The organism is Pseudomonas sp. GW822-FHT02D10 (assembly GCF_058802345.1).
Genome location: NZ_JBXAOB010000002.1, coordinates 504900 through 526957, shown reverse-complemented (window position 1 = coordinate 526957; position 22058 = coordinate 504900). Strand labels below are relative to the sequence as shown.

Here is a 22058-nt window from a genome sequence, read left to right as displayed (position 1 = left end):
AATCGTAAGAAGCTTTACCGTGCCCTATCAGGTGATGCACACGTCAATACAACCACGTGGCGCACCTCTGTTTCCACGTGCAAACACCACAATAGGTTGTCCGCTCGCCTGGCATTGCATAGGCTTGCGCGATTGTATGTCCGCGCCTGTCACGGACCGCCTCGAGGAGAGTGAAAATGGGCCTGAATAATCAGTGGATGCAGCGCGATCTCGCGGTACTTTGGCATCCCTGCACCCAGATGAAAGATCACGAGCAACTGCCGCTGATCCCGATCAAGCGCGGCGAAGGCGTATGGCTCGAAGACTTCGAAGGCAAACGCTACCTCGATGCGGTCAGCTCCTGGTGGGTCAACGTGTTCGGCCACGCCAACCCGCGGATCAACCAGCGAATCAAGGATCAGGTCGATCAACTGGAACACGTGATCCTCGCCGGCTTCAGCCATCAACCGGTGATCGAGTTGTCCGAGCGCCTGGTGAAGATGACGCCGGAAGGCCTGACACGGTGTTTCTACGCCGATAACGGTTCGTCCTGCATCGAAGTCGCGCTGAAAATGAGCTTTCACTACTGGCTCAACCGCGGCCAGCCAAACAAGAAACGCTTCGTCACCCTGACCAACAGCTATCACGGCGAAACCATGGCCGCGATGTCGGTCGGCGACGTGCCGTTGTTCACCGAAACCTATAAAGCGCTGCTGCTGGACACCATCAAGGTGCCGAGCCCGGACTGCTACCTGCGTCCCGAAGGCATGAGCTGGGAAGAACACTCGCGCAACCTGTTCGCCGCGATGGAGCAAACCCTGGCCGAACACCACGAAACAGTGGCCGCAGTGATCGTCGAGCCGCTGATCCAGGGCGCGGGCGGCATGCGCATGTACCACCCGGTGTATTTGAAACTACTGCGCGAAGCCTGTGACCGTTACGGTGTGCACCTGATCCACGACGAAATCGCCGTCGGTTTCGGCCGCACCGGCACGATGTTCGCCTGCGAACAGGCCGGCATCCGCCCGGACTTCCTGTGCCTGTCCAAAGCATTGACCGGCGGTTACCTGCCGCTGGCAGCGTGCGTCACCACGGACGAGGTCTACAGCGCTTTCTACGACGACTATCCAACCCTGCGCGCCTTCCTCCATTCCCACAGCTACACCGGCAACCCGCTGGCCTGTGCGGCGGCATTGGCGACACTGGATATCTTCGAAGAAGACAACGTGATCGAGAACAACAAGGCCCTCGCCCAGCGTATGGCCAGCTCGACCGCGCACCTGGTTGATCATCCACACGTCTCGGAAGTGCGCCAGACCGGCATGGTGCTGGCTATCGAGATGGTTCAGGACAAAGCGAACAAGACCGCCTATCCATGGCAGGAACGCCGTGGGCTGAAGGTGTTCCAGCACGCTCTGGAACGTGGCGCCCTGTTGCGGCCGTTGGGCAGCGTGGTGTATTTCCTGCCGCCGTACGTGATCACCCCCGAGCAGATCGACTTCCTCGCCGAGGTCGCCAGCGAAGGGATCGATATCGCCACCCGCAACAAGGTCAGCGTGGCGGTGCCGAAGGACTTCCACCCGGGCTTCCGTGATCCGGGCTGATGGATCGCACTATGCGGTCAATGTGGGAGCGAGCCTGCTCGCGATGCGGACCCCGAAGTCGATCTCCTAGACCTCGGTGATGCTATCGCGAGCAGGCTCGCTCCCACACAGGCAGGCCGCCCGCAAAGATGTCGACACCGACTCAGATAACCAACACCCTTTTCAGAGAACCCGAATGAGACTGTCCCGCTTCTTTATCGACGCCCCCTTGAGCCTCGGCGAGCATGAGTTGCCAGAGGCCCAGGCACATTACATCAGCCGCGTACTGCGCATGGCCGAGGGCGATGCACTGCAAGTGTTCGACGGTTCAGGTCAGGAATTTCGCGGCACTCTGGCAGAAGTCGGCAAGAAGCGCGTGCGCGTGGTGTTGACGGAAGGTTTCGCCGGGCAAGTCGAGTCGCCGTTGCAGATCCATCTGGGCCAGGGCCTGTCCCGTGGCGAGCGGATGGACTGGGCGATTCAGAAAGCCACTGAACTGGGCGTGACGGAAATCACCCCGATTTTCACTGACCGCTGCGAAGTCCGACTCAAGGACGAACGCGCCGACAAACGCCTGCAACACTGGCGTCAGGTGGCGATCAGCGCGTGCGAGCAATGCGGTCGCTCGCGAGTTCCGGTGATTCACCCGCCCTTGCTGCTGGCCGACTGGCTGAAGCAGACCGATGCTGATTTGAAACTGGTGCTGCACCCGGTGGCGCAGCCGCTGGTCAGCCACGCGAAACCTTCGACACTGGCGTTCCTGATCGGCCCGGAAGGCGGGTTGTCGGACGCGGAAGTCGAACAGGCTCAAAGCGCCGGCTTCCATTCCGCCCGCCTTGGCCCGCGAGTACTGCGTACCGAAACCGCGCCCGTAGTGGCATTGGCCGTGGCCCAGCAACTTTGGGGCGATTTCTAAGCGGGTATGTCGCCTGCTAAAAGATCGCAGCCTGCGGCAGCTCCTACGCCGAACGCGATCCCCTGTAGGAGCTGCCGCAGGCTGCGATCTTTTGCTTCACAAGACATAAAACAGAATCGCCACAAAGTGCAGCAAACTGCCGGCGATGACGAACAGGTGCCAGATGCCGTGGGCATGGCGCAGTCGGCTGTCGAGGGCGAAGAAGATGATGCCGACGGTATAAAACACCCCGCCCGCCGCCAGCCAGACGAAACCGGCGGTGCCCAGCGCCGCCAGCAGTGGTTTGACCGCCACCAGCACGATCCAGCCCATCACCGCGTAGATCACGATCGACAGAATCCGCGCCTCGGAGCGCGGCTTTATCTCTTGCAGCATGCCGATCACCGCCAATCCCCAGACGATCCCGAACAGCGTCCAACCCCACGGCCCGCGCAGGGTTACCAGACAAAACGGTGTATAGCTGCCGGCGATCAGCAAATAAATCGACAGGTGATCGACCTTCTGCATGATCACCTTCGCCCGCCCGCGCACGCTGTGATAAATCGTCGAAACGCTGTACAGCACCAGCAAGGTAAATCCGTAAATCGCCACGCTGACGATCTTCCAGGGGCTACCGTCCAGACTGGCAATCACCAGCAACCAAACCGCCCCAACACACGCCGCAATCGCCCCGAACAAATGGCTCCAGGCATTGAATCTTTCCCCGTGATACATGTGTCTCCAACCTCAAAAAATCACTGCAACATCGCGCAAGGCTCAGGCTTGTAGCCTGAAAGCGCAATGTTTCAAATCAAATGTCATCGCTATAGATCGTTCCCTCTGCGGGACTGATCGCTCCCTAAATGGGACCGATCAACTCACGACTGAACCAACCCCGCCCCCACCAACAACTCCTCCAGCGCCAGCAAATCCGGGACTTTCGCTACCTGTTCAGCGACCTGCACCGCGGCGTGCTCCAGCGAGCACAGCGGCACGTCGACGTAGCTCAGCTGGCTGTCGAGTTTGTAGGAGCGTGGAATCCCTTGCACCAGCAAAGCGATGAATTTGAGGTGCGGGCGCCCGCCGAGGGCGTTGAGGACGACGATGCGCGCGCGGTCGCCGATCACGGTTTTGTTGCCGCAGGCCGATTCGAAGCTCAGCAGCGGGATTTGCCGGTCGCGCCAGGTCACCAGGCCCAAGTACCAGGGCGGCGAATCGAGGTCGAAGGCACCGGGCTGGTAGTCGATCAGCTCGGCAACGGCGACGTTGGGCAGAATCAGGTTGCGATCGGCCAGGGGCAGCAGCAGCCCGGTGAGGTTACTGGTGCGGTGCTCAAGCATGGGTTTTGCTCCACAAGGCGATGCTTTCGAGCAACACCGATTCCTGGTACGGCTTGCCGAGGTAGTCGTTGACGCCGATGGCCATCGCCCGGTCGCGGTGTTTCTGGCCGGTGCGCGAGGTGATCATGATGATCGGCAGGTGCTGCAAACGTGGATCGTTGCGCACCTGCATGGCCACTTCGAAGCCATCCATGCGCGGCATTTCGATGTCCAGCAGCATCAGGTCGGGCATGTGCTCTTCGAGCACCAGCATGGCGTCGACACCGTCCTTGGCCGTCAGCACGTTCATGCCGTGGCGTTCGAGCAGGCGACTGGTGACCTTGCGCACCGTGACCGAATCGTCGACCACCAGTACCAGCATCGAACGCTGCGGCTCGGTCTCTGCGACCGGTTCTGGTATGACGCGTTGCGGCGGCAAATGCGTCTGCATCGCGCGGATGGGCGCCAGCAGGTCGAGAATCAGCACCACCCGGCCATCGCCAAGAATAGTCGCGCCGGACAATCCCTGCACCGCTGCGAACTGCGGGCCGAGACTTTTCACCACGATTTCCCGGGTGCCGGCCATCGCATCGACCTGCACCGCGATGCGGCGCTCGTTGCATTGCACCAGCAGCACCGGCAACGGCAGGCTCTGACCCAACAGTTTCGGGCGCACGCTGGTCTTCAGCAGCTCGCCGAGGTAGCACAGTTCATAGCGTTGCCCGGCATATTCGTACCGTGGCGGATCGAGCTGATAGTGACCGTCCAGTTCATTGGGCAGCACACGCACGATGCCTTCGATGGTGTTCAGCGGGATCGCGTACTGATCCTCGGCACACTGCACCATCAACGCCCGGTTGACCGACACGGTGAACGGCAGTCGAATGCGGAAGTGCACGCCCTGCCCAGGCACAGAGTCAATGCTCATCGAACCGCCAAGCTGCCGCACTTCTTCGTGAACCACGTCCATGCCGACGCCGCGCCCGGAAATCTGGGTGATTTTCTCGGCGGTGGAAAACCCTGGCTGCAGAATGAACTGCAACACGTCGCGGTCGTTGATGTCGCTGCTTGGGTCGAGCAACCCGCGTTTGATCGCCTTGCGCCGCACCGCGTCCAGCGGCACACCGGCGCCGTCGTCGCGGATGTCGAAAATGATGTCGCCGCCCTCACGGGACAGGTCCAGAGTGATTCGGCCTTGCTCGGGTTTCCCGGCGGCACGACGTGCTTCGGCCGACTCCAGACCATGGTCGACGGCATTGCGCAGCATATGTTCAAGCGGCGCCGCCATGCGCTCCAGAACATTGCGGTCCATCTCGCCTTCGGCGTTCCCGACAATGAACTCGACGTCCTTGCCCAACTCGCTGGAAACCTGACGGACGATGCGCTTCAAGCGCGGCAGCATCCGCTCGAACGGCACCATGCGCGTGCGCATCAGGCCTTCTTGCAGTTCGGTGTTGATCCGCCCCTGCTGTTGCAGCAGGTTTTGTGCATCATGATTGCTCCGGTCGAGGGTTTCCTTGAGGTCGAGCAAGTCGGACGCCGACTCGAACAAGGCCCGCGACAACTGCTGCAACTGCGAATGACGGTCCATCTCCAGCGGGTCGAATTCTTCGTAGCCCAGACGTTCGGCCTCAACCTGCTGACGACTGAGAATCCGACCCTGGGTTTCGGTGTCGAGCCTGCGCAGTTGATCGCGCATACGCTCGAGGGTGGTTTCCATCTCGCTCAGAGCGACCCGCGCATCGTTGACTTGCTGCTCGATACGCCCACGGAAGATCGAGGTTTCACCCGCCAGGTTGACCAGATCGTCAAGCAACTCGGCCGACACCTTGACCATGTCGGCACCCGCTTCAGGCTGCAGCACGGGCGTCTCAGGCTTGCCCGCCGGCGCAACTTCAATCACTGGAGCAGGAGTCTGGTCAGCGGTCGGATGAGAGAAGGTTTTGATCGCTTCAAGCAGCCCGTCGGCCGGTAGCACGGGCTGACCGGCTCGGGTCGCGTCGAGCATCTGCGCCAGCCGGTCATGGCTGCGTTGCAACAGATCGAACAGCGCTGGCGTGGCGTGCAGCAAGCCGGTCGACAGCCCTTCGTAAAGAAACTCGAGCTCATGGGCCAGATCGCCAATCGGGGCGATTTCGACCATCCGTGCGCCGCCCTTGAGGGTGTGCAGATCGCGCAGCAGGGTGTCCATTTCCTGACGGTTTTGCGGGTCCGCCTGCCAGCGCGACAGCGCCGCGCCAGAGCTGTCGATGATGTCGAAACCTTCTTCGAGGAAGATCTCCAGCAGTTCTGGATCGTTGCTCGCCGAGTCATTCTCGGCCGCCGCTTCGACCCCATCGGCCGTGCTGCCAGTGCTTTGCCGCAATTGCTGGATCGCCTCGATCAACGCACTCGGGTCGTCCAGCGGCTGATGGTTTTGCAACTGTTCGAGCAACACCGCGAGGCGGTCGTGGCTTTGTTGCAACAGCGCCCCCAACGCTTGCGAGTGACTGAAACGTCGGTCGACCAGACCTTCATAAAGACTTTCCAGTTCGTGGGCCAGATCGCCGACCGGCCCAACCTCGGCCATTCGCGCTCCGCCCTTGAGGGTGTGCAAGTCGCGCTGTAATGACGACAGCGGCACCGCGTTTTCCGGATCATTGAGCCAGCGCTGCAAGGCCTGCCCGGCGCTTTCGAGGATATCCACCGCTTCTTCGAGAAAGATCGAAACGATCTCATCGTCAATCGCCAACGTCGTCGCACAAGACTGCGCCAATTCGCTGGTGGCGCTGCCCAGTTCGGTGACGCTCAGGGTACGGCTGCCATCACTGCGAATCAGCCCCATGGCCGACGGATCAAGGCCTTCATTGAGCAGATCACGCAAGGCCCGCACCCGCGCCGGTTGCGAGCCGACTTCCTGGCCGGCGGCCAGTTCGTCGAGCATGTTGATCAGCGCTTCGTGAGCGCTTTGTGCCTCGTGGAAAAACCGCTCGTTAACCGCCAGGCTGCTTTCTTCCACCGCGCCATAGAGGTCGAGCAAGGCTTCACACAGCTCATCCACTGGATGCAGATCGGCCAGGTGCGCGTTTTCGCCCAGGGTAGTCAGTTCATCCAGCAGCGCGCTGAGTTCCTGTCGCTCGCCGGGGTGCTGCTGCCAGCGCTGCAACAGGCTTTCGACGTCCAGCAGGATGTCCATGCCCTGAGCGAGGAAGTTGTTGATCAATTGCGGATCACGCTTGATCCGCAGCCTCGTGTTCGGTGCGTTGAGGATGGCTTCCAGGCGCTCGGCGAGTAGCGTCTGGGTGCGTTCGATCAGACTTTCGGCGCCGCTGATGGGCGTCAGCGGATCACTGTTCAATTGCTTCAAGCCACGACGCAGCAGACCGTAGGCTTCGAGCAGCAGTTCGACTTCATCGAGGTCCAGCGCAATCTGGTGCGCCTTGTACTCGCGAGCCAGATGATCAAGCGGCGCCGCCAGTTCGGCAATCGGCAACACCCCCGCCATCGAGGCACTGCCCTTGAGCGTGTGCAGCGCACGCTGCAATTCATCACTGGCCTGCAACGGTACGTGTTCAACGGCCTGATCGAGAAAGCGGTTGAGGCTGTTGAGGTGGGTTTCGGCTTCGTTGCGGAAAATCTCCAGCAACTGCGGATCAAGCGCCGCAACATCCTGCTGCGCAGCGTCCAGCAAGGTTTCATCGCCCTTCGCCAACGCATGGGCGCGAGCGGCCAGGCGGTCGACATCTTCGCGCTGACGCTGGCGGTTGGCGGCGAACTCGGCAATCAGCTCAGGCAGCAGTTGCAGCACATCATCCAGCAGTTGATGCACCAACGGCCCCGGTTCGACACTGCGCTCAAGCACCCGATTCAACAGGTTCTCCAGCGCCCAGGCCAGCTCGCCCAGCACCAGTGCGCGAACCATTCGCCCGCTGCCTTTCAAGGTGTGGAACGCGCGACGCAATTCACTTAGGACGGAGGCGCTGTCGGGGCTGTCCAACCAGCGCGGCAAATATTCGCGCAGGACCTCAAGGACCTCGTCGGTCTCCTCAAGAAAGACTTCGCGCAGTTCATCATCCACCGGTTTTTCATCGGCCGGCGGCGGCAGCAGACTGCCCGGTGTAATGAGCGCGGGCGGGTTCACGGCGCAGGTTGGGCTGGCCAATACCTCTGCCAGCGACTGGGCGATCGGTGGGTTATCCAGCGCCGACAAGTCCTGCATCACTGACGCCAAGCCTGGGCTCAGCCCGTCTTCAAGCAGCGGCACATGCACGTCGCTGGGGAAATACCCCAGTGCCGCCAGGCTTTGCTCGGCGACATCAAGCAGCTGTTCGCCGGGCGCCTCAGGGTCTTCGCTCAAGCGCTCCAGGTAATACTCGATGCTGGTAATGGCGTCAGCCAGGTTATCGAGTTGCGGCCAATCGGGACACGTCTGGTCCACCAGCAGATGCTCGCGAATGAAACCGTTGCAGGCTTCCAGCAGGCTCGCCGCACGGCTCAACGGGATCATCGCCAACGCGCCACGCACCTGGGTCAACACGGCCGGTAGCGGCTGCAACGCCTGACGATCCCAGTCGGCGTCGATGTAGTCGACGATCATCTCCTTGGCCTGTTGCAGGCAGAGGCGCGCTTCCTTGATGACGATCTGGTGGATCTGGGTCAGGTCGGTGGTTGGCAACCGGCTCTCTTCGCGGCTTTCCTCAACGGTGCCGACCATTCCCGCCAGTGTCGCCTCGACGTAAAGCAAGGCACCGGCGACGTCCATCAGGATGGCATCGTTCGGCTCTCGCTGGCCTTGGGCCAGGCTCAGGACCACCGCCAGTTGATCGATGATCACCTTGCGCGGCTGACCGAAACCGAGCACCGCCAGGGTGTCGGCGATTTGCCGCAGTGGCGCCAGCAGACTGTCGAGGTCCGAGACATGTTGACGGTCGCTGCGCACGAACAGGTCGAGGCGTTCCTTGACCCGAACCAGCTCTTCGCAGAGCGCGGCCAGCACCGAGCGCATGGCGTCGCGGTCCGGGCCGGCCAGACGGGCGCGTTCTTCATCGACCATTGCGCTGTCGGGCAATGCGTCGTCCAGCGCGTAGCGATCTTTCATGATTTGCATCTGCGCAGTGGGATGTTGTGCCTTGGCAATGTAGAACAGCAGGCTTTTGAGCAGCTCTGGCGGTGCCGGCTGATTGACCCCAGTCATGCCTTGCTCCAGCAAGCGCTTGAGTTCCTTGCCGGCGTCCTTGAGCAGACTGCGCAATGCCGGGCTGTTGGCGATGCTGCCACTGACCATGCCTTCGACCAGCGCCGAAGCGACTTGCCACAACGCCCCCAAAGGCGCGTCACCGCACAGTGCTTCCAGGCGTGCAAAGACCTTGGCCAGATAGCCGAGATTGGTGTTGTCGTCCTGTTCGCGAAGCAAACCCACCAGCCCCATCTGCAACATTTGCCGCAGTTTACGCAGCACATCCGGCAGTTCGGCGGGCTCAAGCATCGCCAGGGTGTCTTCGTCCAACAGCGGCAGCTCCTGCCACTGTGGGCTGAACAGACTGGTTTCCGATAACAGGCTTTCACCGCGCGCACTGCGCAGGTCGTTGATCAGCGGCAAGACCACCAGCGGCAAGTCGCGGCGAGCACTGTGTACGCGGTCGAGATAAATCGGTAGCTGGCCGAGGGATTGTTGCAACAGGCGAATGGCTTCATCGCGATGACTGACGCGGTTTTGCTGCAACGCCGCCGCGAGCTGTTCCATCTCTTCGGCGAGCAACGCCGCGCCGTAGAATTCGACCATCTGCAAACTGCCGTGGACCTGATGAATCCCCGCCAGGCACTCGTCGATCGCGTGCGCCGTCTGCGGTTCTTCGACCCGGTTGTCGAGGGCCACGCTTTCAAGGGCAATAAACGCCTGCTTCAGCGTTTCGGCAATTTCGCCCTTGACCCATTCGAGGGCCACATAGTCGTGCCGATCACCCATAACCACTCCCATCAAAATGCTTTTCCAGCAGGCATCGTTCAAGCCTTGTCGGCGCTACGCTCAGGTACGGCCGGCAAGGTGAAACCAGACACTGAACGCCGCAGCTGGCTGGCCATTTTCGCCAGGTTGCCGATGCTCTCGGCGGTGGCCGTGGAGCCCGACGAGGTCTGCGTGGTGATCTGCTGGATCACGTTCATCGTCAAGGAAATCTGACCCGCCGAAGACGTTTGTTGCTGCGCCGCGTTGGAAATACTCTGGATCAACGCCGCGAGGGTTTTCGATACGCCTTCGATTTCTTCCAGGGCCACACCGGCATCCTGCGCCAGTCGCGCGCCGCGCACCACTTCGGTGGTGGTTTGTTCCATGGAAATCACCGCTTCATTGGTGTCAGTCTGAATCGCCCGTACCAGGGTTTCAATTTGCCGGGTGGCCGCCGACGAGCGCTCCGCCAACCGCTGGACTTCATCGGCAACCACTGCAAAACCGCGCCCGGCGTCACCGGCCATGGAGGCCTGGATCGCGGCGTTCAGCGCGAGGATGTTGGTCTGGTCGGCAATGTCGTCGATCAGGCTGACGATGTCGCCAATTTCCTGGGAAGACTCACCCAAACGCTTGATCCGCTTGGCCGTGTCCTGAATCTGTTCACGGATGTTGTCCATGCCATGAATGGTGTTGTGCACCACCTCGTTGCCCTTGTTGGCGATTTCCACCGAGCGCTCGGCAACCGCCGAAGACTCGGCGGCATTCGCCGACACCTGATCGATGGACTGGGCCATCTCGTTGATCGCGGTCGAGGCTTCGGAGATCTGCTGCGCCTGATGCTCCGAGGCCTGGGCCAGGTGCATCGCCGTCGCCTGGGTTTCCTGTACGGCAGCCGCCACCTGACCGGCGGTCAGGTTGATGGTCGCGACCAGATCGCGCAGTTGATCGACCGAGTAATTGATCGAGTCGGCGATGGTCCCGGTAAAGTCTTCGGTCACCGACGCCGTTACCGTGAGGTCACCGTCGGCGAGGTCTTCGATCTCATCGAGCAAGCGCATGATCGCGTTCTGGTTACGCTCGTTCTTCTCGGCGGTTTCCCGCAATTGGCGATTGGTTTCGCGGACCATCACCAGGCCGATCAGGATGATTGAAGTCAGCGCCAGCAAGCCCAGCACATAACCGCCGATGGCATCGGTCGAGCGCCCGCCTACCAGGTTTTCAAAACCGCTGGCCAGGTGCGAAGCCTCATCGAGCAAGGTCTGCGACAAGTTGAAAATATTGCCCGCCGACTCGCGGACCTTGAACAGTTCGGGCGAGGTTTCGAGGATTTCGTCGACCGAGCCCGAAACGAATTGGAACAGCTCGGCAATCTCGGTCAGGCGCGCACGGGCGTCGAGGTCTTCAACCTGACTGATCTTCATCAACGGATTACCCTGAAGCATGCCGTTGAGCACCTGACCAAAACGCGCTGCATCGCGGCCAAAGACGTCGGCGGCTTGCTGGGCGTTTTCGTCGCCGGCGAGCACGGTGTTGACCGCGCCCAGGATTCGCTCGGCCAGCAACGACTGGCGCTGAGCCATGGCCACCTGAGTGGCCGGCGCACCGCGCTGGAGCAGGATTTCGACGACTTTTTCGTACTCGACCTGCAACTGCGGCACGGTCTCGGCCAGGGTCGCGGCGACCTGATGCAGCGACAGCACGGTCTGTTCACTGGAAAGGATCGCATCGGTGTTCTTCAGCAAACGCTCCCAGTCCTGTTGCACCGCATGCATTTCCGAACGGACTGCCGGCGGGGCGGGCGGCAAGCCGGTGGCCGGGTCGCCCTTTTTCAAGTAGCCCCAGCGTTGGGCGAAGTCGTTGCGGGCGTCACTGAGCAGCTTGAACGCCGCCGCTTTGCCGGCCGCCGCTTCAGTGGCGTTTTTGGCGATGCGCTGGGACAACACGCGCAGCTCGCCGGCATGACCGATGTACTGTTTGTCGTAGGAGGCCTGGGTATTGAGGTAAGCGAAGTTAGCGAACAGCAACACGATGAATATGATCAGCGCGATGAACAGCACAATGATCTGCGAGCGACTGCGCGACCCTTCCGTAGCCTTGCCTGTTTTTGCTTTTCTCATCGTTCCTCGCCTGTTAATCAACGCTCTGCCCGGGCTGGCCGAAGAACCTGTGGGAGCGTCGTACCGGTTAAAGGGCTACATCCATGAATCGTGGTGACTGCGCCAGGGCAAACGGGCTGAAGACCTGCCAACGTTGCTCGCGTTCGAATTGTCCCTTTATGAAAGCACCCGCCGGGCCGCCCTGCGCGTCCAGTGACGCCGGCTCGAAACGGGCCTGGTCAAAGTGCTGCATGCCGAACACCTCATCGACCATCAACCCGACGAACACCTCTTTGTACTCAACCACCAGTACGCGCCGCTGCTTGCGCAGCGCAGACAGCTCAGTGCCAAAGAAACCGCACAGGTCCATGATCGGCAGCAACCGCCCGCGCAGGTTGGCCACGCCCTTGACCCACGACTTGACCCCCGGCAACTGCGTAACACGCGGTTCGTGAAGAACCTCGCTGACCTCGCCCATGGGCGCCACGTACCAGCGCTCGCCGAGGCGAAAGCCAATCCCGCTCCAGCCGTGGTTGCGGGTTTGCTGCGACGGCAGATCCGCCGCCAGCAGACGGCAGCGCTGGTCGATCTGCAGCAGCAGTTCGAAAGCAGTCAGTGACTCGGCCATGGGTCGGCCGTCAGCCAGCCAGCACGTTGTTCAGGGTCTTGATCAGGGTGTCTTCGTCGACCGGCTTGGTGAGGTAATCCTTGGCGCCCTGGCGGGTGCCCCAGACCTTGTCGGTTTCCTGATCCTTGGTGGTGATGATGATCACCGGGATATGGCTGGTTTCAGCGTCTTTGGTCAGCTGGCGGGTAGCCTGGAAACCGTTGAGGCCGGGCATGACGATGTCCATCAGCACTGCGTCGGGTTTTTCCTGGCGGGCCAGTGCCACGCCGTCCGCGCCGTTTTCGGCTTTCAACACTTCGTGACCGTGCTTTTCCAGCATGCCGGTCAATTTGTACATTTCAGTCGGCGAATCATCGACGATCAGAATACGTGCCATGGTCTTCCCCATTCTTATAGACGCCAGGCCCGTTGGCCGAGCGTCACTGTGCGTGTCCTACTGCGGCGAAACAACGGCAAAGCCCGGTACGTGGGCCTGGATCGCGCTCAGCAGTTCTTCCTTGCTGAAAGGTTTGGTCAAAAACTGGTCAGAGCCGACGATGCGCCCCTTGGCCTTGTCGAACAGCCCGTCCTTGGACGACAGCATAATCACTGGCGTGGACTTGAACGCGCTGTTGTTCTTGATCAGCGCGCAGGTCTGATAGCCATCCAGACGCGGCATCATGATGTCGACAAAAATGATGCCGGGATGATTGTCGGCAATCTTGGCCAGGGCATCGAAACCATCGACGGCCGTGATGACCTCACAGCCCACGTTTTTCAACAACGTTTCGGCGGTGCGGCGAATCGTCTTCGAATCGTCGATCACCATGACCTTCAAGGCGCTGGAATGCTGTTCCATATCTGCTCTACCGTCGCCTTTGCGAATCAATTTGTCGTTTGCGGGTTACCGGGGGGCTCGAAACCCTTGATGCTCAAGGGCCAGCACGACATTGCTGCCTTTTTAGCACAGTCTCCAACTCCAATCTATCGGACGACCTTCAAGGTGGTTTTTCCTTGACCGGGAACACACTCAGCGCCACTCTGACGCCACTTTTTCATGTCGCTTTGACCACCCAAATTTCGAGGAAAAACCCATGAGCGTTCGTGTCGGGATTGTCATGGACCCTATCGCCAGCATTTCCTATAAAAAGGATAGCTCGCTGGCCATGCTGCTGGCCGCCCAGGCGCGCGGCTGGACGCTGTTCTATATGGAACAGCGCGATCTGTACCAGGCCGAGGGTGAAGCCCGGGCGCGCATGCGTCCGCTGAAAGTCTTCGCCAACCCGGACAAATGGTTCGAACTGGAAGCCGAAACCGACGCGCTGCTGAGCGATCTGGACGTGATCCTGATGCGCAAGGATCCGCCGTTCGACATGGAATTCGTCTACTCCACCTACTTGCTGGAGCAAGCCGAGCGCGCCGGCGTACTGGTAGTCAACAAGCCGCAGAGCCTGCGCGACTGCAATGAAAAACTGTTCGCCACGCTGTTCCCGCAGTGCACACCGCCGACCGTGGTCAGCCGCCGTCCCGATGTACTGCGTGACTTCGCCGATCATCACGGCGATGTGATTCTCAAGCCGCTGGACGGCATGGGTGGCGCTTCGATCTTCCGTCACACCAAAGGCCATCCGAACCTTTCGGTGATCCTCGAAACCCTGACCCAGCACGGCAAGCAGCAGATCATGGCGCAGGGTTACCTGCCGGCGATCAAGGACGGCGACAAGCGCATCCTGATGATCGATGGCGAACCGGTGGATTACTGCCTGGCGCGGATTCCCGCCGCCGGTGAAACCCGTGGCAACCTGGCCGCCGGTGGCCGTGGCGAAGCACGCCCGCTGACCGACAAGGATCGCTGGATCGCCGCACAGGTCGGCCCGACCCTGCGTGAAAAGGGCTTGCTGTTCGTCGGCCTCGACGTGATTGGCGAACACCTGACCGAAATCAACGTCACGAGCCCGACCTGCATCCGCGAGATCGACAACGCTTTTGGCACGAACATCGGCGAAATGCTGATGGCTGCCATCGATCAGAAGCTTAAAGCGCGTTGATATAGAACATCCAAGGCAGGACCAACATTGCGTTATCATGCGCGGCCTGTGAAAAACGCGATGTTGGTTTTCTTGTTATGACACTTCCGTCCGATCTGCCTCCCGAACTCGCCCACCGTGGCGTGCGCCCGGCCGATCGCCTCGGTTTTACCCTGTTTCTCGCGGCACTGATTCACCTGGCCTTGCTGTTGGGCGTCGGGTTCACCTTTGTCGAACCCAAGCAAATCAGCAGAACCCTGGAAATCACCCTCGCCACCTTCAAAAGCGAAACCAAGCCGAAAAAAGCTGACTTCCTGGCTCAGGAAAACCAGCAAGGCAGCGGCACCCTGGATAAGAAGGCGATCCCCAAGACCACCGAGGTCGCGCCCTTCCAGGACAACAAGGTGCAAAAAGTCTCGCCACCGCCTTCGGTCAAACCCCAGGTGCAGGAAGCTGCGCCGAAAGCGGCCGTGACCACCATCGCGCCGGCACCAAAGAAAGCCGCGACCAAAAAACAAGAGGTCAAGGCCGAGCCGACGCCGACGGCCGCGACGCCGACGTTCGACAGCTCGCAGCTGTCCAGCGACATTGCCAGCCTGGAAGCGGAACTGGCCAACGAACAACAGCTGTACGCCAAGCGCCCGCGCATCCACCGCCTGAGCGCCGCCTCGACCATGCGCGACAAGGGCGCCTGGTATAAGGACGAATGGCGCAAGAAGGTCGAGCGTATCGGCAATTTGAACTACCCCGAAGAAGCCCGACGCAAGCAGATCTACGGCAATTTGCGACTGATGGTCTCGATCAACCGCGACGGTTCGCTGTATGAGGTGCTGGTGCTGGAATCCTCCGGCCAGCCGCTGCTGGATCAGGCGGCGCAGCGCATCGTCCGCCTGGCCGCACCGTTTGCGCCGTTTACCGGCGATCTGTCGGATATCGACCGGCTGGAAATCATTCGGACGTGGAAGTTTGCACGCGGGGACAAACTTTCCAGTAATTGACCCAAGATCAAAAGATCGCAGCCTGCGGCAGCTCCTACGCTGATCGCATTCCCCTGTAGGAGCTGCCGCAGGCTGCGATCTTTTGACTCGCTCAGCTTGTCAGTTTGCCCCTCCAACGCCACACTAGCGCCTATGAAGAACGTCAGCCCCAGCTACCTCAAGCATCAATTCCTGATCGCCATGCCTCACATGGCCGACCCGAACTTTGCGCACACCTTGACCTACATCGTCGAGCACACGGCCAATGGTGCCATGGGGTTGATCATCAACCGCCCACAGGACCTGAGCCTGGCGGATATTCTCGAACAGCTGCGCCCCGACATAGAGCCGCCGCCGCTGTGCCAGCACGTGCCGATTTTCACGGGTGGCCCGGTGCAGACTGATCGCGGTTTTGTCCTGCACCCGATCGGCTCGACGTATCAGGCAACGGTCGAACTGGATGACCTGGCGCTGTCCACTTCCCAGGACGTGCTGTTTGCCATCGCGGATGGCGTTGGCCCGGCCAAAAGCCTGATTGCCCTCGGTTACGCTGGGTGGGAAGCCGGGCAACTGGAGGCCGAACTGGCCGACAACGCCTGGCTGACCTGCCCGTTCGATGCCGACATCCTGTTCAACACCAGTAGCGAACTGCGTCTGGAAGCGGCCGCCAAACGACTGGGCATCAACCTCAGCCTGCTGACCAACCAGGCAGGACACGCCTGATGGCCCTGCGTCTGATTCTGGGTTTTGACTACGGCACCAAACAGATCGGCGTTGCGGTCGGCCAGGTGATTACCGGCCAGGCTCGCGAGCTCTGCACCTTGAAGGCGCAAAACGGCATTCCTGACTGGAATCAGGTCGAAGCCCTGATCAAGGAATGGAAACCTGACGCCGTGGTGGTTGGCCTGCCACTGAACATGGACGGCACGCCCAGCGACATGTGCTTGCGCGCCGAGAAATTCGCCCGCCGCCTGAACGGCCGCTACAACCTGCCCTTTTATACCCACGATGAACGCCTGACCACTTTCGAGGCCAAAGGTGAACGCCTGGTCCGTGGCGGACAGAAAGGCAGTTACCGCGACAACCCGGTCGACGCCATTGCCGCCGCCCTGCTGCTGCAAGGCTGGCTCGACGAAAATGGTGCGTTGTTCAAGTCCTGACAAAGCCGAATCCTGAAGAGGCGCCCGGCGCCTCTCTTAGCTACAACCCGAGCCGCACGGTGCACACATCGGCTCGGGCCCATGAAGGAGCAATCATGAGCCTGCCCAATCCCGCCGAACTGATCAGCCAGATGGCAATCAGTCTTGACACCTATCTGGCCAAACGGGGCATCAGCGAACCGCGCTACATCGGCATTCGCACCGGTGGCGTGTGGGTCGCTCAAGCCTTGCTCGAAGAGCTTGGCAGCGACTCGCCACTGGGCACGCTGGATGTTTCCTTCTACCGCGACGACTTCAGCCAGAGCGGCCTGCACCCGCAGGTGCGCCCTTCAGCGTTGCCGTTCGAAATCGAAGGTCAGCACCTGGTGCTGATCGACGACGTGCTGATGAGCGGTCGGACCATCCGCGCCGCCATGAACGAACTCTTCGATTACGGCCGCCCGGCCAGCGTCACCCTGGTGTGCCTGCTCGATCTGGACGCCGGCGAGCTGCCGATTCGTCCGAACGTGGTCGGCGCCACCCTGTCGCTGGCGGCCCATGAACGGGTCAAGCTGACCGGCCCCGACCCGCTGCAACTCGAACTTCAAGACCTCGCCCTTTAATTCGCCCTTTTAAAGAGTCCATTGCGATGACGCCTTTAGACACCAAGCGCCCGCTGCAGCTCAATGATCAGGGCCAGCTGCGCCACTTCCTCTCGCTCGACGGTCTGCGCCGCGAGCTGCTGACGGAAATCCTCGACACCGCCGACTCGTTCCTTGAAGTCGGCGCCCGGGCGGTCAAGAAAGTCCCGCTGCTGCGCGGCAAGACCGTGTGCAACGTGTTCTTCGAAAACTCCACCCGCACCCGCACCACCTTCGAACTGGCGGCCCAGCGGCTGTCGGCAGACGTGATCACCCTGAACGTGTCGACGTCCTCGGCGAGCAAGGGCGAAACCCTGCTCGACACCCTGCGCAACCTCGAAGCCATGGCCGCCGACATGTTCGTCGTGCGCCACGGCGACTCCGGCGCCGCGCACTTCATCGCCGAGCATGTTTGCCCACAAGTGGCGATCATCAACGGCGGTGACGGCCGTCACGCCCACCCGACCCAGGGCATGCTCGACATGCTCACCATCCGTCGGCACAAAGGCAGCTTTGAAAACCTGTCGGTGGCCATCGTCGGCGACATCCTGCACTCGCGGGTCGCACGCTCGAACATGCTCGCGCTGAAAACCCTCGGCTGCCCGGACATCCGCGTGATCGCGCCGAAAACCCTGCTGCCGATCGGCATCGAGCAGTACGGCGTGAAGGTCTACACCGACATGACCGAAGGCCTGAAAGACGTCGACGTGGTGATCATGCTGCGCCTGCAGCGTGAACGCATGACCGGCGGCCTGCTGCCGAGCGAAGGCGAGTTCTATCGCCTGTTCGGCCTGACCACTGCGCGCCTGGCCGGCGCCAAACCGGATGCCATCGTCATGCACCCGGGCCCGATCAACCGGGGTGTGGAGATCGAATCGGCGGTGGCCGACGGTCCGCACTCGGTGATTCTCAATCAGGTGACCTACGGGATCGCCATTCGTATGGCCGTGTTGTCGATGGCCATGAGCGGGCAAACTGCCCAGCGCCAATTCGAGCAGGAGAAGGCCCAGTGAAGCTCAGCATTCTCGGCGCCCGCGTCATCGATCCGAGCAGCGGCCTGGATCAAGTCACCGACATTCACATCGAAGCCTGCAAGATCGTCGCCATTGGCGCCGCTCCAGCCGGTTTCGTCGCCGTCGACACCATTGAGGCCAAAGGCCTGGTGGTCGCTCCCGGCCTTGTCGACCTGAACGTCGCCCTGCGCGAACCGGGTTACAGCCGCAAAGGCACAATTGCCAGCGAAACCCGTGCCGCTGCGGCTGGCGGTGTCACCAGTCTGTGCTGCCCGCCACGGACCAAACCGGTGCTGGACACCTCCGCCGTGGCCGAGCTGATCCTCGACCGCGCCCGCGAGGCGGGCAATGCCAAGGTCTTCCCGATTGGCGCCCTGAGCAAAGGTCTGGATGGCGAACAGCTGGCCGAACTGATTGCTCTGCGCGATGCCGGTTGCATTGCATTCGGCAACGGCCTGGAGAGCTTCCACAACACCCGCACCCTGTGCCGGGCGCTGGAATATGCGGCGACGTTCGACCTGACGGTGATCTTCCACTCACAGGATCATGACCTGGCCGAAGGTGGCCTGGCTCACGAAGGTCCGACCGCGAGCTTCCTGGGCTTGCCGGGTATTCCCGAAACCGCTGAAACCGTGGCTCTGGCCCGTGATCTGTTGCTGGTTGAGCAAACCGGCGTGCGTGCGCACTTCAGCCAGCTCACCAGTGCTCGCGGCGTGGCGTTGATCGCTCAGGCTCAGGCCCGTGGTCTGCCGGTGACGGCCGATGTGGCGTTGTATCAGCTGATCCTCACCGACGAGGCGCTGATCGACTTCAACAGTCTGTATCACGTCCAGCCGCCGCTGCGCACCCGCGCTGACCGCGATGGCCTGCGTGCCGCCGTGAAGTCCGGAGTGGTTCAAGCCATCTCCAGCCATCACCAGCCGCATGAACGCGACGCCAAGCTGGCTCCGTTCGGCGCGACTGAACCGGGTATCAGCAGCGTTGAACTGCTACTGCCGCTGGCCCTGACGCTGGTGGAAGACGGCTTGCTCGATCTGCCGACGCTGCTGGCACGCTTGAGTGCCGGCCCGGCCGAGGCCCTGCGCCTGCCGGCAGGCAAGCTGGCGGTGGGCGCCCCGGCGGATCTGGTGGTGTTCGATCCTGCCGCGTCCACCGTGGCCGGCGAAAACTGGCTGTCGAAGGGTGAAAACTGCCCGTTCCTTGGCCACAGCCTGCCGGGCGTGGTGCGCTACACCCTGGTGGACGGGCGGATCAGCCACCAGGCTTAAAACCGCGTCGCACCAATCGCGAGCAAGCTCGCTCCCACAAGGACCGCATCAATCCTGTGGGAGCGAGCTTGCTCGCGATGGATTACTGGAAGGTGCCTCTGTTCTGCGCATTGCGAATCGACACTTGGTCATTCAACGTCCAGAAGTCATACAGCACCCCCAGAAAGAACAACCCACCGGTCACCAGGTACAGCAGGCCAGTCAGCCACTTGCCTTGATACATCCGATGGATACCGAACACGCCGAGGAATGTCAGCAGGATCCAGGCAACGCTGTACTCGATAGGCCCGGCGGTAAAACGCAGGTCCGCTTCACGGTCCATGGCCGGGATCAGGAACAAGTCGATCAGCCAGCCAATCCCCAGCAATCCGAAGGTGAAAAACCAGATCGTTCCGGTCACCGGCTTGCCATAATAGAAGCGGTGAGCCCCGGTAAAACCGAAAATCCACAGCAGGTAACCGATCACCTTGCTGTGGGTGTCCTGGGGTGAAAAATCCTGACGATAGGTGTTCATGGGTTCCCTCATTTCACACGATAGATAAATATTCTTGAATTCTTTGTGACTTTTTTACAGGCGCCCGACGTGTGGCAAATGCTACCTTCTCCCCCGTCAAAGCCTTGTAGCGCCTGACTTGTGTCAGACAATTGATCCTTTTTGCCGCGCTTTTGGCGGATTTGACCTCCAGGTTGAATCGACCAACGGCCTCGGAAAGGACAAAAAAGCTGTTATAAAGTTGCGCGCTTCCCCATATAGAGCCTTGCCTAATGCGTCCATTTTTCAAGACATGGCTAACCATTTGCCTATTAATGCCACTGGCCGCCCACGCCACCAATCGTGAGCAACGTCTTCCGAACGTTAATGGTTACACCCCAAAATCTCATGTTTCTGCAGTTACCAGCAAAAACAAGCACCACGCTGTAAAAGGCCTGACTCACCTGAGCAAGGCCGACAGCACACTGGTCCCGCCGATGGGAGCCAAACAAAGCAGTAATGTACTGAGCCGTGCGGTAAACGTGCTCGGCACTCCTTATCGTTGGGGCGGCAGTAGCCCAAGTAAAGGCTTCGATTGCAGCGGGCTGGTGAAATACGCCTTCAATGACGTTGGTACTGCTGATCTGCCACGCACCTCCAACGCCATGGCCGCCGGCCACGGGCAGAAAGTCGAGCGCAAGGACCTGAAACCGGGCGACCTGATTTTCTTCAACATCAAGAGCCGCAAGGTCAACCACGTCGCCATTTACCTGGGCAACGACCGCTTCATCCACGCACCGCGTCGTGGCAAGTCGGTGACCATCGACACCCTGAAGAAACCGTACTGGGAAAGCCACTACGTGGTTGCCAAGCGGGTTCTGCCGAAAGAAGCGAAGACCCTGCGCATCGCTCAGCGCTGATCCGACACTCCGGAGTCAAACCCGGAATTTGTTGTGAAAATACCGACCTCATCGCGAGCAAGCTCGCTCCCACAGGGATATGCATTCCAATGTGGAGGCGAGCCTGCTCGCGATGGCGTCTTTGAAAGCGCTACATATTCTCCCTTCAGAAATTATCCGGTGACCGCGCCTTCCCCCGCGCATGCTCGCGGCTGATCAGGCCTTTGCTCACCAAATCCGTCAAGCACATATCCAGCGTCTGCATCCCCTGTGAAGCCCCGGTCTGAATCGACGAGTACATCTGCGCAATCTTGTCTTCGCGGATCAGGTTACGGATCGCCGAGGTGCCAAGCATGATTTCGTGAGCCGCCACCCGGCCACCGCCGATTTTCTTGATCAGCGTCTGAGAAATCACCGCCTGCAACGACTCGGAGAGCATCGAGCGCACCATCGACTTCTCATCGCCCGGAAACACGTCCACCACCCGGTCAATGGTTTTCGCCGCTGAGTTGGTGTGCAAGGTACCGAAGACCAGATGCCCGGTCTCGGCCGCCGTCAGCGCCAGGCGGATGGTCTCCAGATCACGCATCTCCCCCACCAGAATCACGTCCGGGTCCTCGCGCAGGGCCGAGCGCAGCGCCGTAGCGAAACTGCGCGTGTCGCGGTGCACTTCGCGTTGATTGATCAGGCATTTGCGTGATTCATGAAGGAATTCGATGGGGTCTTCGATGGTGAGAATATGGTGATGCCGATGGTTGTTCAGGTAGTCGATCATCGCCGCCTGGGTGGTCGACTTGCCGGAACCCGTGGGTCCGGTGACCAGTACCAGCCCACGAGAGACGTCGGTAATACGGCGAAACACATCCCCCATGCCGAGCTCTTCCATGCTGAGGACTTTCGACGGGATGGTCCTGAACACTGCACCGGGGCCGCGATACTGATTGAACGCATTGACCCGAAAGCGTGCCACACCCGGCGCCTCGAAGGAAAAGTCGGTCTCCAGCGCCTGCTCGAACTCCACCCGCTGCTTGTCGTTCATGATCGCGTAGATCAGCTCGCGCACCTGCTTGTCATCCAGCGCCGGCAGGTTGATTCGCCGCACATCGCCATCCACCCGGATCATCGGCGGCAGCCCCGCAGACAGGTGCAAGTCGGAAGCCCCTTGTTTGGCGCTGAAAGCCAGCAGTTCAGTGATATCCATAGCACTCCCCAATTCC

Annotated in this window: 19 protein-coding genes; 10 read left to right on the top strand and 9 right to left on the bottom strand. The window is 60.8% G+C overall.

What is annotated here, in order from left to right:
* Nucleotides 1-176 precede the first annotated feature (176 nt).
* Both AC1RPZ_RS05680 and AC1RPZ_RS05675 read left to right on the top strand, forming a co-directional pair.
* On the top strand, nt 177-1583 hold the full coding sequence (locus AC1RPZ_RS05680) for an adenosylmethionine--8-amino-7-oxononanoate transaminase (protein ID WP_493135655.1): 1407 nt from the start codon (nt 177-179) through the stop codon (nt 1581-1583).
* A 175-nt stretch (nt 1584-1758) separates the two neighbouring features.
* Complete coding sequence (locus AC1RPZ_RS05675) at nt 1759-2478, top strand: 16S rRNA (uracil(1498)-N(3))-methyltransferase (protein WP_493135653.1); 720 nt, start codon at nt 1759-1761, stop codon at nt 2476-2478.
* Between the two features lie 96 nt (nt 2479-2574).
* On the opposite strand, the gene trhA is transcribed toward AC1RPZ_RS05675, so the two are convergent.
* The 7 genes from trhA to pilG form a co-directional block, all read right to left on the bottom strand.
* Nucleotides 2575-3192: a PAQR family membrane homeostasis protein TrhA gene (gene trhA, locus AC1RPZ_RS05670; RefSeq protein ID WP_493135651.1), complete on the bottom strand. Its 618-nt coding sequence runs from the start codon at nt 3190-3192 to the stop codon at nt 2575-2577.
* A 143-nt stretch (nt 3193-3335) separates the two neighbouring features.
* Nucleotides 3336-3797, bottom strand: coding sequence for a chemotaxis protein CheW (locus AC1RPZ_RS05665; protein WP_123426448.1), 462 nt, complete (start codon nt 3795-3797; stop codon nt 3336-3338).
* Nucleotides 3790-9720: a hybrid sensor histidine kinase/response regulator gene (locus AC1RPZ_RS05660; RefSeq protein WP_493135649.1), complete on the bottom strand. Its 5931-nt coding sequence runs from the start codon at nt 9718-9720 to the stop codon at nt 3790-3792. Before AC1RPZ_RS05660 ends, AC1RPZ_RS05665 begins: the two co-directional genes overlap by 8 nt.
* A gap of 38 nt (nt 9721-9758) precedes the next feature.
* On the bottom strand, nt 9759-11819 hold the full coding sequence (locus AC1RPZ_RS05655; RefSeq protein ID WP_493135647.1) for a methyl-accepting chemotaxis protein: 2061 nt from the start codon (nt 11817-11819) through the stop codon (nt 9759-9761).
* Nucleotides 11820-11886: 67 nt separating this feature from the next.
* Nucleotides 11887-12426: a chemotaxis protein CheW gene (locus tag AC1RPZ_RS05650; protein WP_493135645.1), complete on the bottom strand. Its 540-nt coding sequence runs from the start codon at nt 12424-12426 to the stop codon at nt 11887-11889.
* Between the two features lie 10 nt (nt 12427-12436).
* Nucleotides 12437-12802, bottom strand: a complete 366-nt coding sequence (gene pilH, locus AC1RPZ_RS05645) for a twitching motility response regulator PilH (protein ID WP_007953328.1) — start codon at nt 12800-12802, stop codon at nt 12437-12439.
* A 57-nt stretch (nt 12803-12859) separates the two neighbouring features.
* A complete protein-coding gene (gene pilG / locus AC1RPZ_RS05640) occupies nt 12860-13264 on the bottom strand; it encodes a twitching motility response regulator PilG (RefSeq protein ID WP_493135643.1) in 405 nt (134 codons plus the stop codon).
* A 235-nt stretch (nt 13265-13499) separates the two neighbouring features.
* Between pilG and gshB the strand changes: the two genes are divergently transcribed.
* The 7 genes from gshB (at nt 13500) to AC1RPZ_RS05605 (ending at nt 19470) form a co-directional block, all read left to right on the top strand.
* Nucleotides 13500-14453 (top strand): glutathione synthase, encoded by a 954-nt coding sequence (gshB, locus tag AC1RPZ_RS05635; protein ID WP_493135641.1) that lies wholly within the window; start codon nt 13500-13502, stop codon nt 14451-14453.
* Between the two features lie 77 nt (nt 14454-14530).
* Entirely contained in the window at nt 14531-15430 is a 900-nt protein-coding gene (locus AC1RPZ_RS05630) for an energy transducer TonB (RefSeq protein WP_493135639.1), read from the top strand.
* 132 nt (nt 15431-15562) lie between these two features.
* Nucleotides 15563-16132, top strand: coding sequence for a YqgE/AlgH family protein (locus tag AC1RPZ_RS05625; RefSeq protein ID WP_493135637.1), 570 nt, complete (start codon nt 15563-15565; stop codon nt 16130-16132).
* Entirely contained in the window at nt 16132-16569 is a 438-nt protein-coding gene (gene ruvX / locus AC1RPZ_RS05620; RefSeq protein ID WP_493135635.1) for a Holliday junction resolvase RuvX, read from the top strand. The genes AC1RPZ_RS05625 and ruvX overlap by 1 nt, the downstream gene beginning before the upstream one ends.
* Nucleotides 16570-16664: 95 nt before the next feature.
* The gene (gene pyrR, locus AC1RPZ_RS05615) at nt 16665-17171 is read left to right on the top strand and encodes a bifunctional pyr operon transcriptional regulator/uracil phosphoribosyltransferase PyrR (protein WP_493135633.1); all 507 of its coding nucleotides are present in this window, start codon (nt 16665-16667) and stop codon (nt 17169-17171) included.
* A gap of 26 nt (nt 17172-17197) precedes the next feature.
* Entirely contained in the window at nt 17198-18202 is a 1005-nt protein-coding gene (locus AC1RPZ_RS05610) for an aspartate carbamoyltransferase catalytic subunit (RefSeq protein ID WP_019694074.1), read from the top strand.
* On the top strand, nt 18199-19470 hold the full coding sequence (locus tag AC1RPZ_RS05605) for a dihydroorotase (protein ID WP_493135631.1): 1272 nt from the start codon (nt 18199-18201) through the stop codon (nt 19468-19470). The genes AC1RPZ_RS05610 and AC1RPZ_RS05605 overlap by 4 nt, the downstream gene beginning before the upstream one ends.
* 82 nt (nt 19471-19552) lie before the next feature.
* Here AC1RPZ_RS05605 and AC1RPZ_RS05600 read toward each other — a convergent pair whose 3' ends face one another.
* A complete protein-coding gene (locus AC1RPZ_RS05600; protein ID WP_493135629.1) occupies nt 19553-19984 on the bottom strand; it encodes an NINE protein in 432 nt (143 codons plus the stop codon).
* 251 nt (nt 19985-20235) lie between these two features.
* Here AC1RPZ_RS05600 and AC1RPZ_RS05595 point away from each other — a divergent pair, with 251 nt between their 5' ends.
* Nucleotides 20236-20862, top strand: coding sequence for a C40 family peptidase (locus AC1RPZ_RS05595; protein ID WP_493135627.1), 627 nt, complete (start codon nt 20236-20238; stop codon nt 20860-20862).
* A gap of 145 nt (nt 20863-21007) precedes the next feature.
* Here the strand turns inward: AC1RPZ_RS05595 and AC1RPZ_RS05590 are convergent, their stop codons facing one another.
* Nucleotides 21008-22042: a type IV pilus twitching motility protein PilT gene (locus AC1RPZ_RS05590; RefSeq protein ID WP_493135625.1), complete on the bottom strand. Its 1035-nt coding sequence runs from the start codon at nt 22040-22042 to the stop codon at nt 21008-21010.
* Nucleotides 22043-22058 lie beyond the last annotated feature (16 nt).

Coding starts and splice junctions, on each gene's coding strand:
- AC1RPZ_RS05660 (WP_493135649.1), bottom strand. CDS start 9,720: ATGGGTGATCGGCACGACTATGTGGCCCTCGAATGGGTCAAGGGCGAA.
- gshB (WP_493135641.1), top strand. CDS start 13,500: ATGAGCGTTCGTGTCGGGATTGTCATGGACCCTATCGCCAGCATTTCC.
- AC1RPZ_RS05665 (WP_123426448.1), bottom strand. CDS start 3,797: ATGCTTGAGCACCGCACCAGTAACCTCACCGGGCTGCTGCTGCCCCTG.
- AC1RPZ_RS05655 (WP_493135647.1), bottom strand. CDS start 11,819: ATGAGAAAAGCAAAAACAGGCAAGGCTACGGAAGGGTCGCGCAGTCGC.
- AC1RPZ_RS05650 (WP_493135645.1), bottom strand. CDS start 12,426: ATGGCCGAGTCACTGACTGCTTTCGAACTGCTGCTGCAGATCGACCAG.
- AC1RPZ_RS05610 (WP_019694074.1), top strand. CDS start 17,198: ATGACGCCTTTAGACACCAAGCGCCCGCTGCAGCTCAATGATCAGGGC.
- AC1RPZ_RS05595 (WP_493135627.1), top strand. CDS start 20,236: ATGCGTCCATTTTTCAAGACATGGCTAACCATTTGCCTATTAATGCCA.
- ruvX (WP_493135635.1), top strand. CDS start 16,132: ATGGCCCTGCGTCTGATTCTGGGTTTTGACTACGGCACCAAACAGATC.
- pilH (WP_007953328.1), bottom strand. CDS start 12,802: ATGGCACGTATTCTGATCGTCGATGATTCGCCGACTGAAATGTACAAA.
- AC1RPZ_RS05590 (WP_493135625.1), bottom strand. CDS start 22,042: ATGGATATCACTGAACTGCTGGCTTTCAGCGCCAAACAAGGGGCTTCC.
- AC1RPZ_RS05680 (WP_493135655.1), top strand. CDS start 177: ATGGGCCTGAATAATCAGTGGATGCAGCGCGATCTCGCGGTACTTTGG.
- pyrR (WP_493135633.1), top strand. CDS start 16,665: ATGAGCCTGCCCAATCCCGCCGAACTGATCAGCCAGATGGCAATCAGT.
- AC1RPZ_RS05625 (WP_493135637.1), top strand. CDS start 15,563: ATGAAGAACGTCAGCCCCAGCTACCTCAAGCATCAATTCCTGATCGCC.
- pilG (WP_493135643.1), bottom strand. CDS start 13,264: ATGGAACAGCATTCCAGCGCCTTGAAGGTCATGGTGATCGACGATTCG.
- AC1RPZ_RS05675 (WP_493135653.1), top strand. CDS start 1,759: ATGAGACTGTCCCGCTTCTTTATCGACGCCCCCTTGAGCCTCGGCGAG.
- trhA (WP_493135651.1), bottom strand. CDS start 3,192: ATGTATCACGGGGAAAGATTCAATGCCTGGAGCCATTTGTTCGGGGCG.
- AC1RPZ_RS05600 (WP_493135629.1), bottom strand. CDS start 19,984: ATGAACACCTATCGTCAGGATTTTTCACCCCAGGACACCCACAGCAAG.
- AC1RPZ_RS05630 (WP_493135639.1), top strand. CDS start 14,531: ATGACACTTCCGTCCGATCTGCCTCCCGAACTCGCCCACCGTGGCGTG.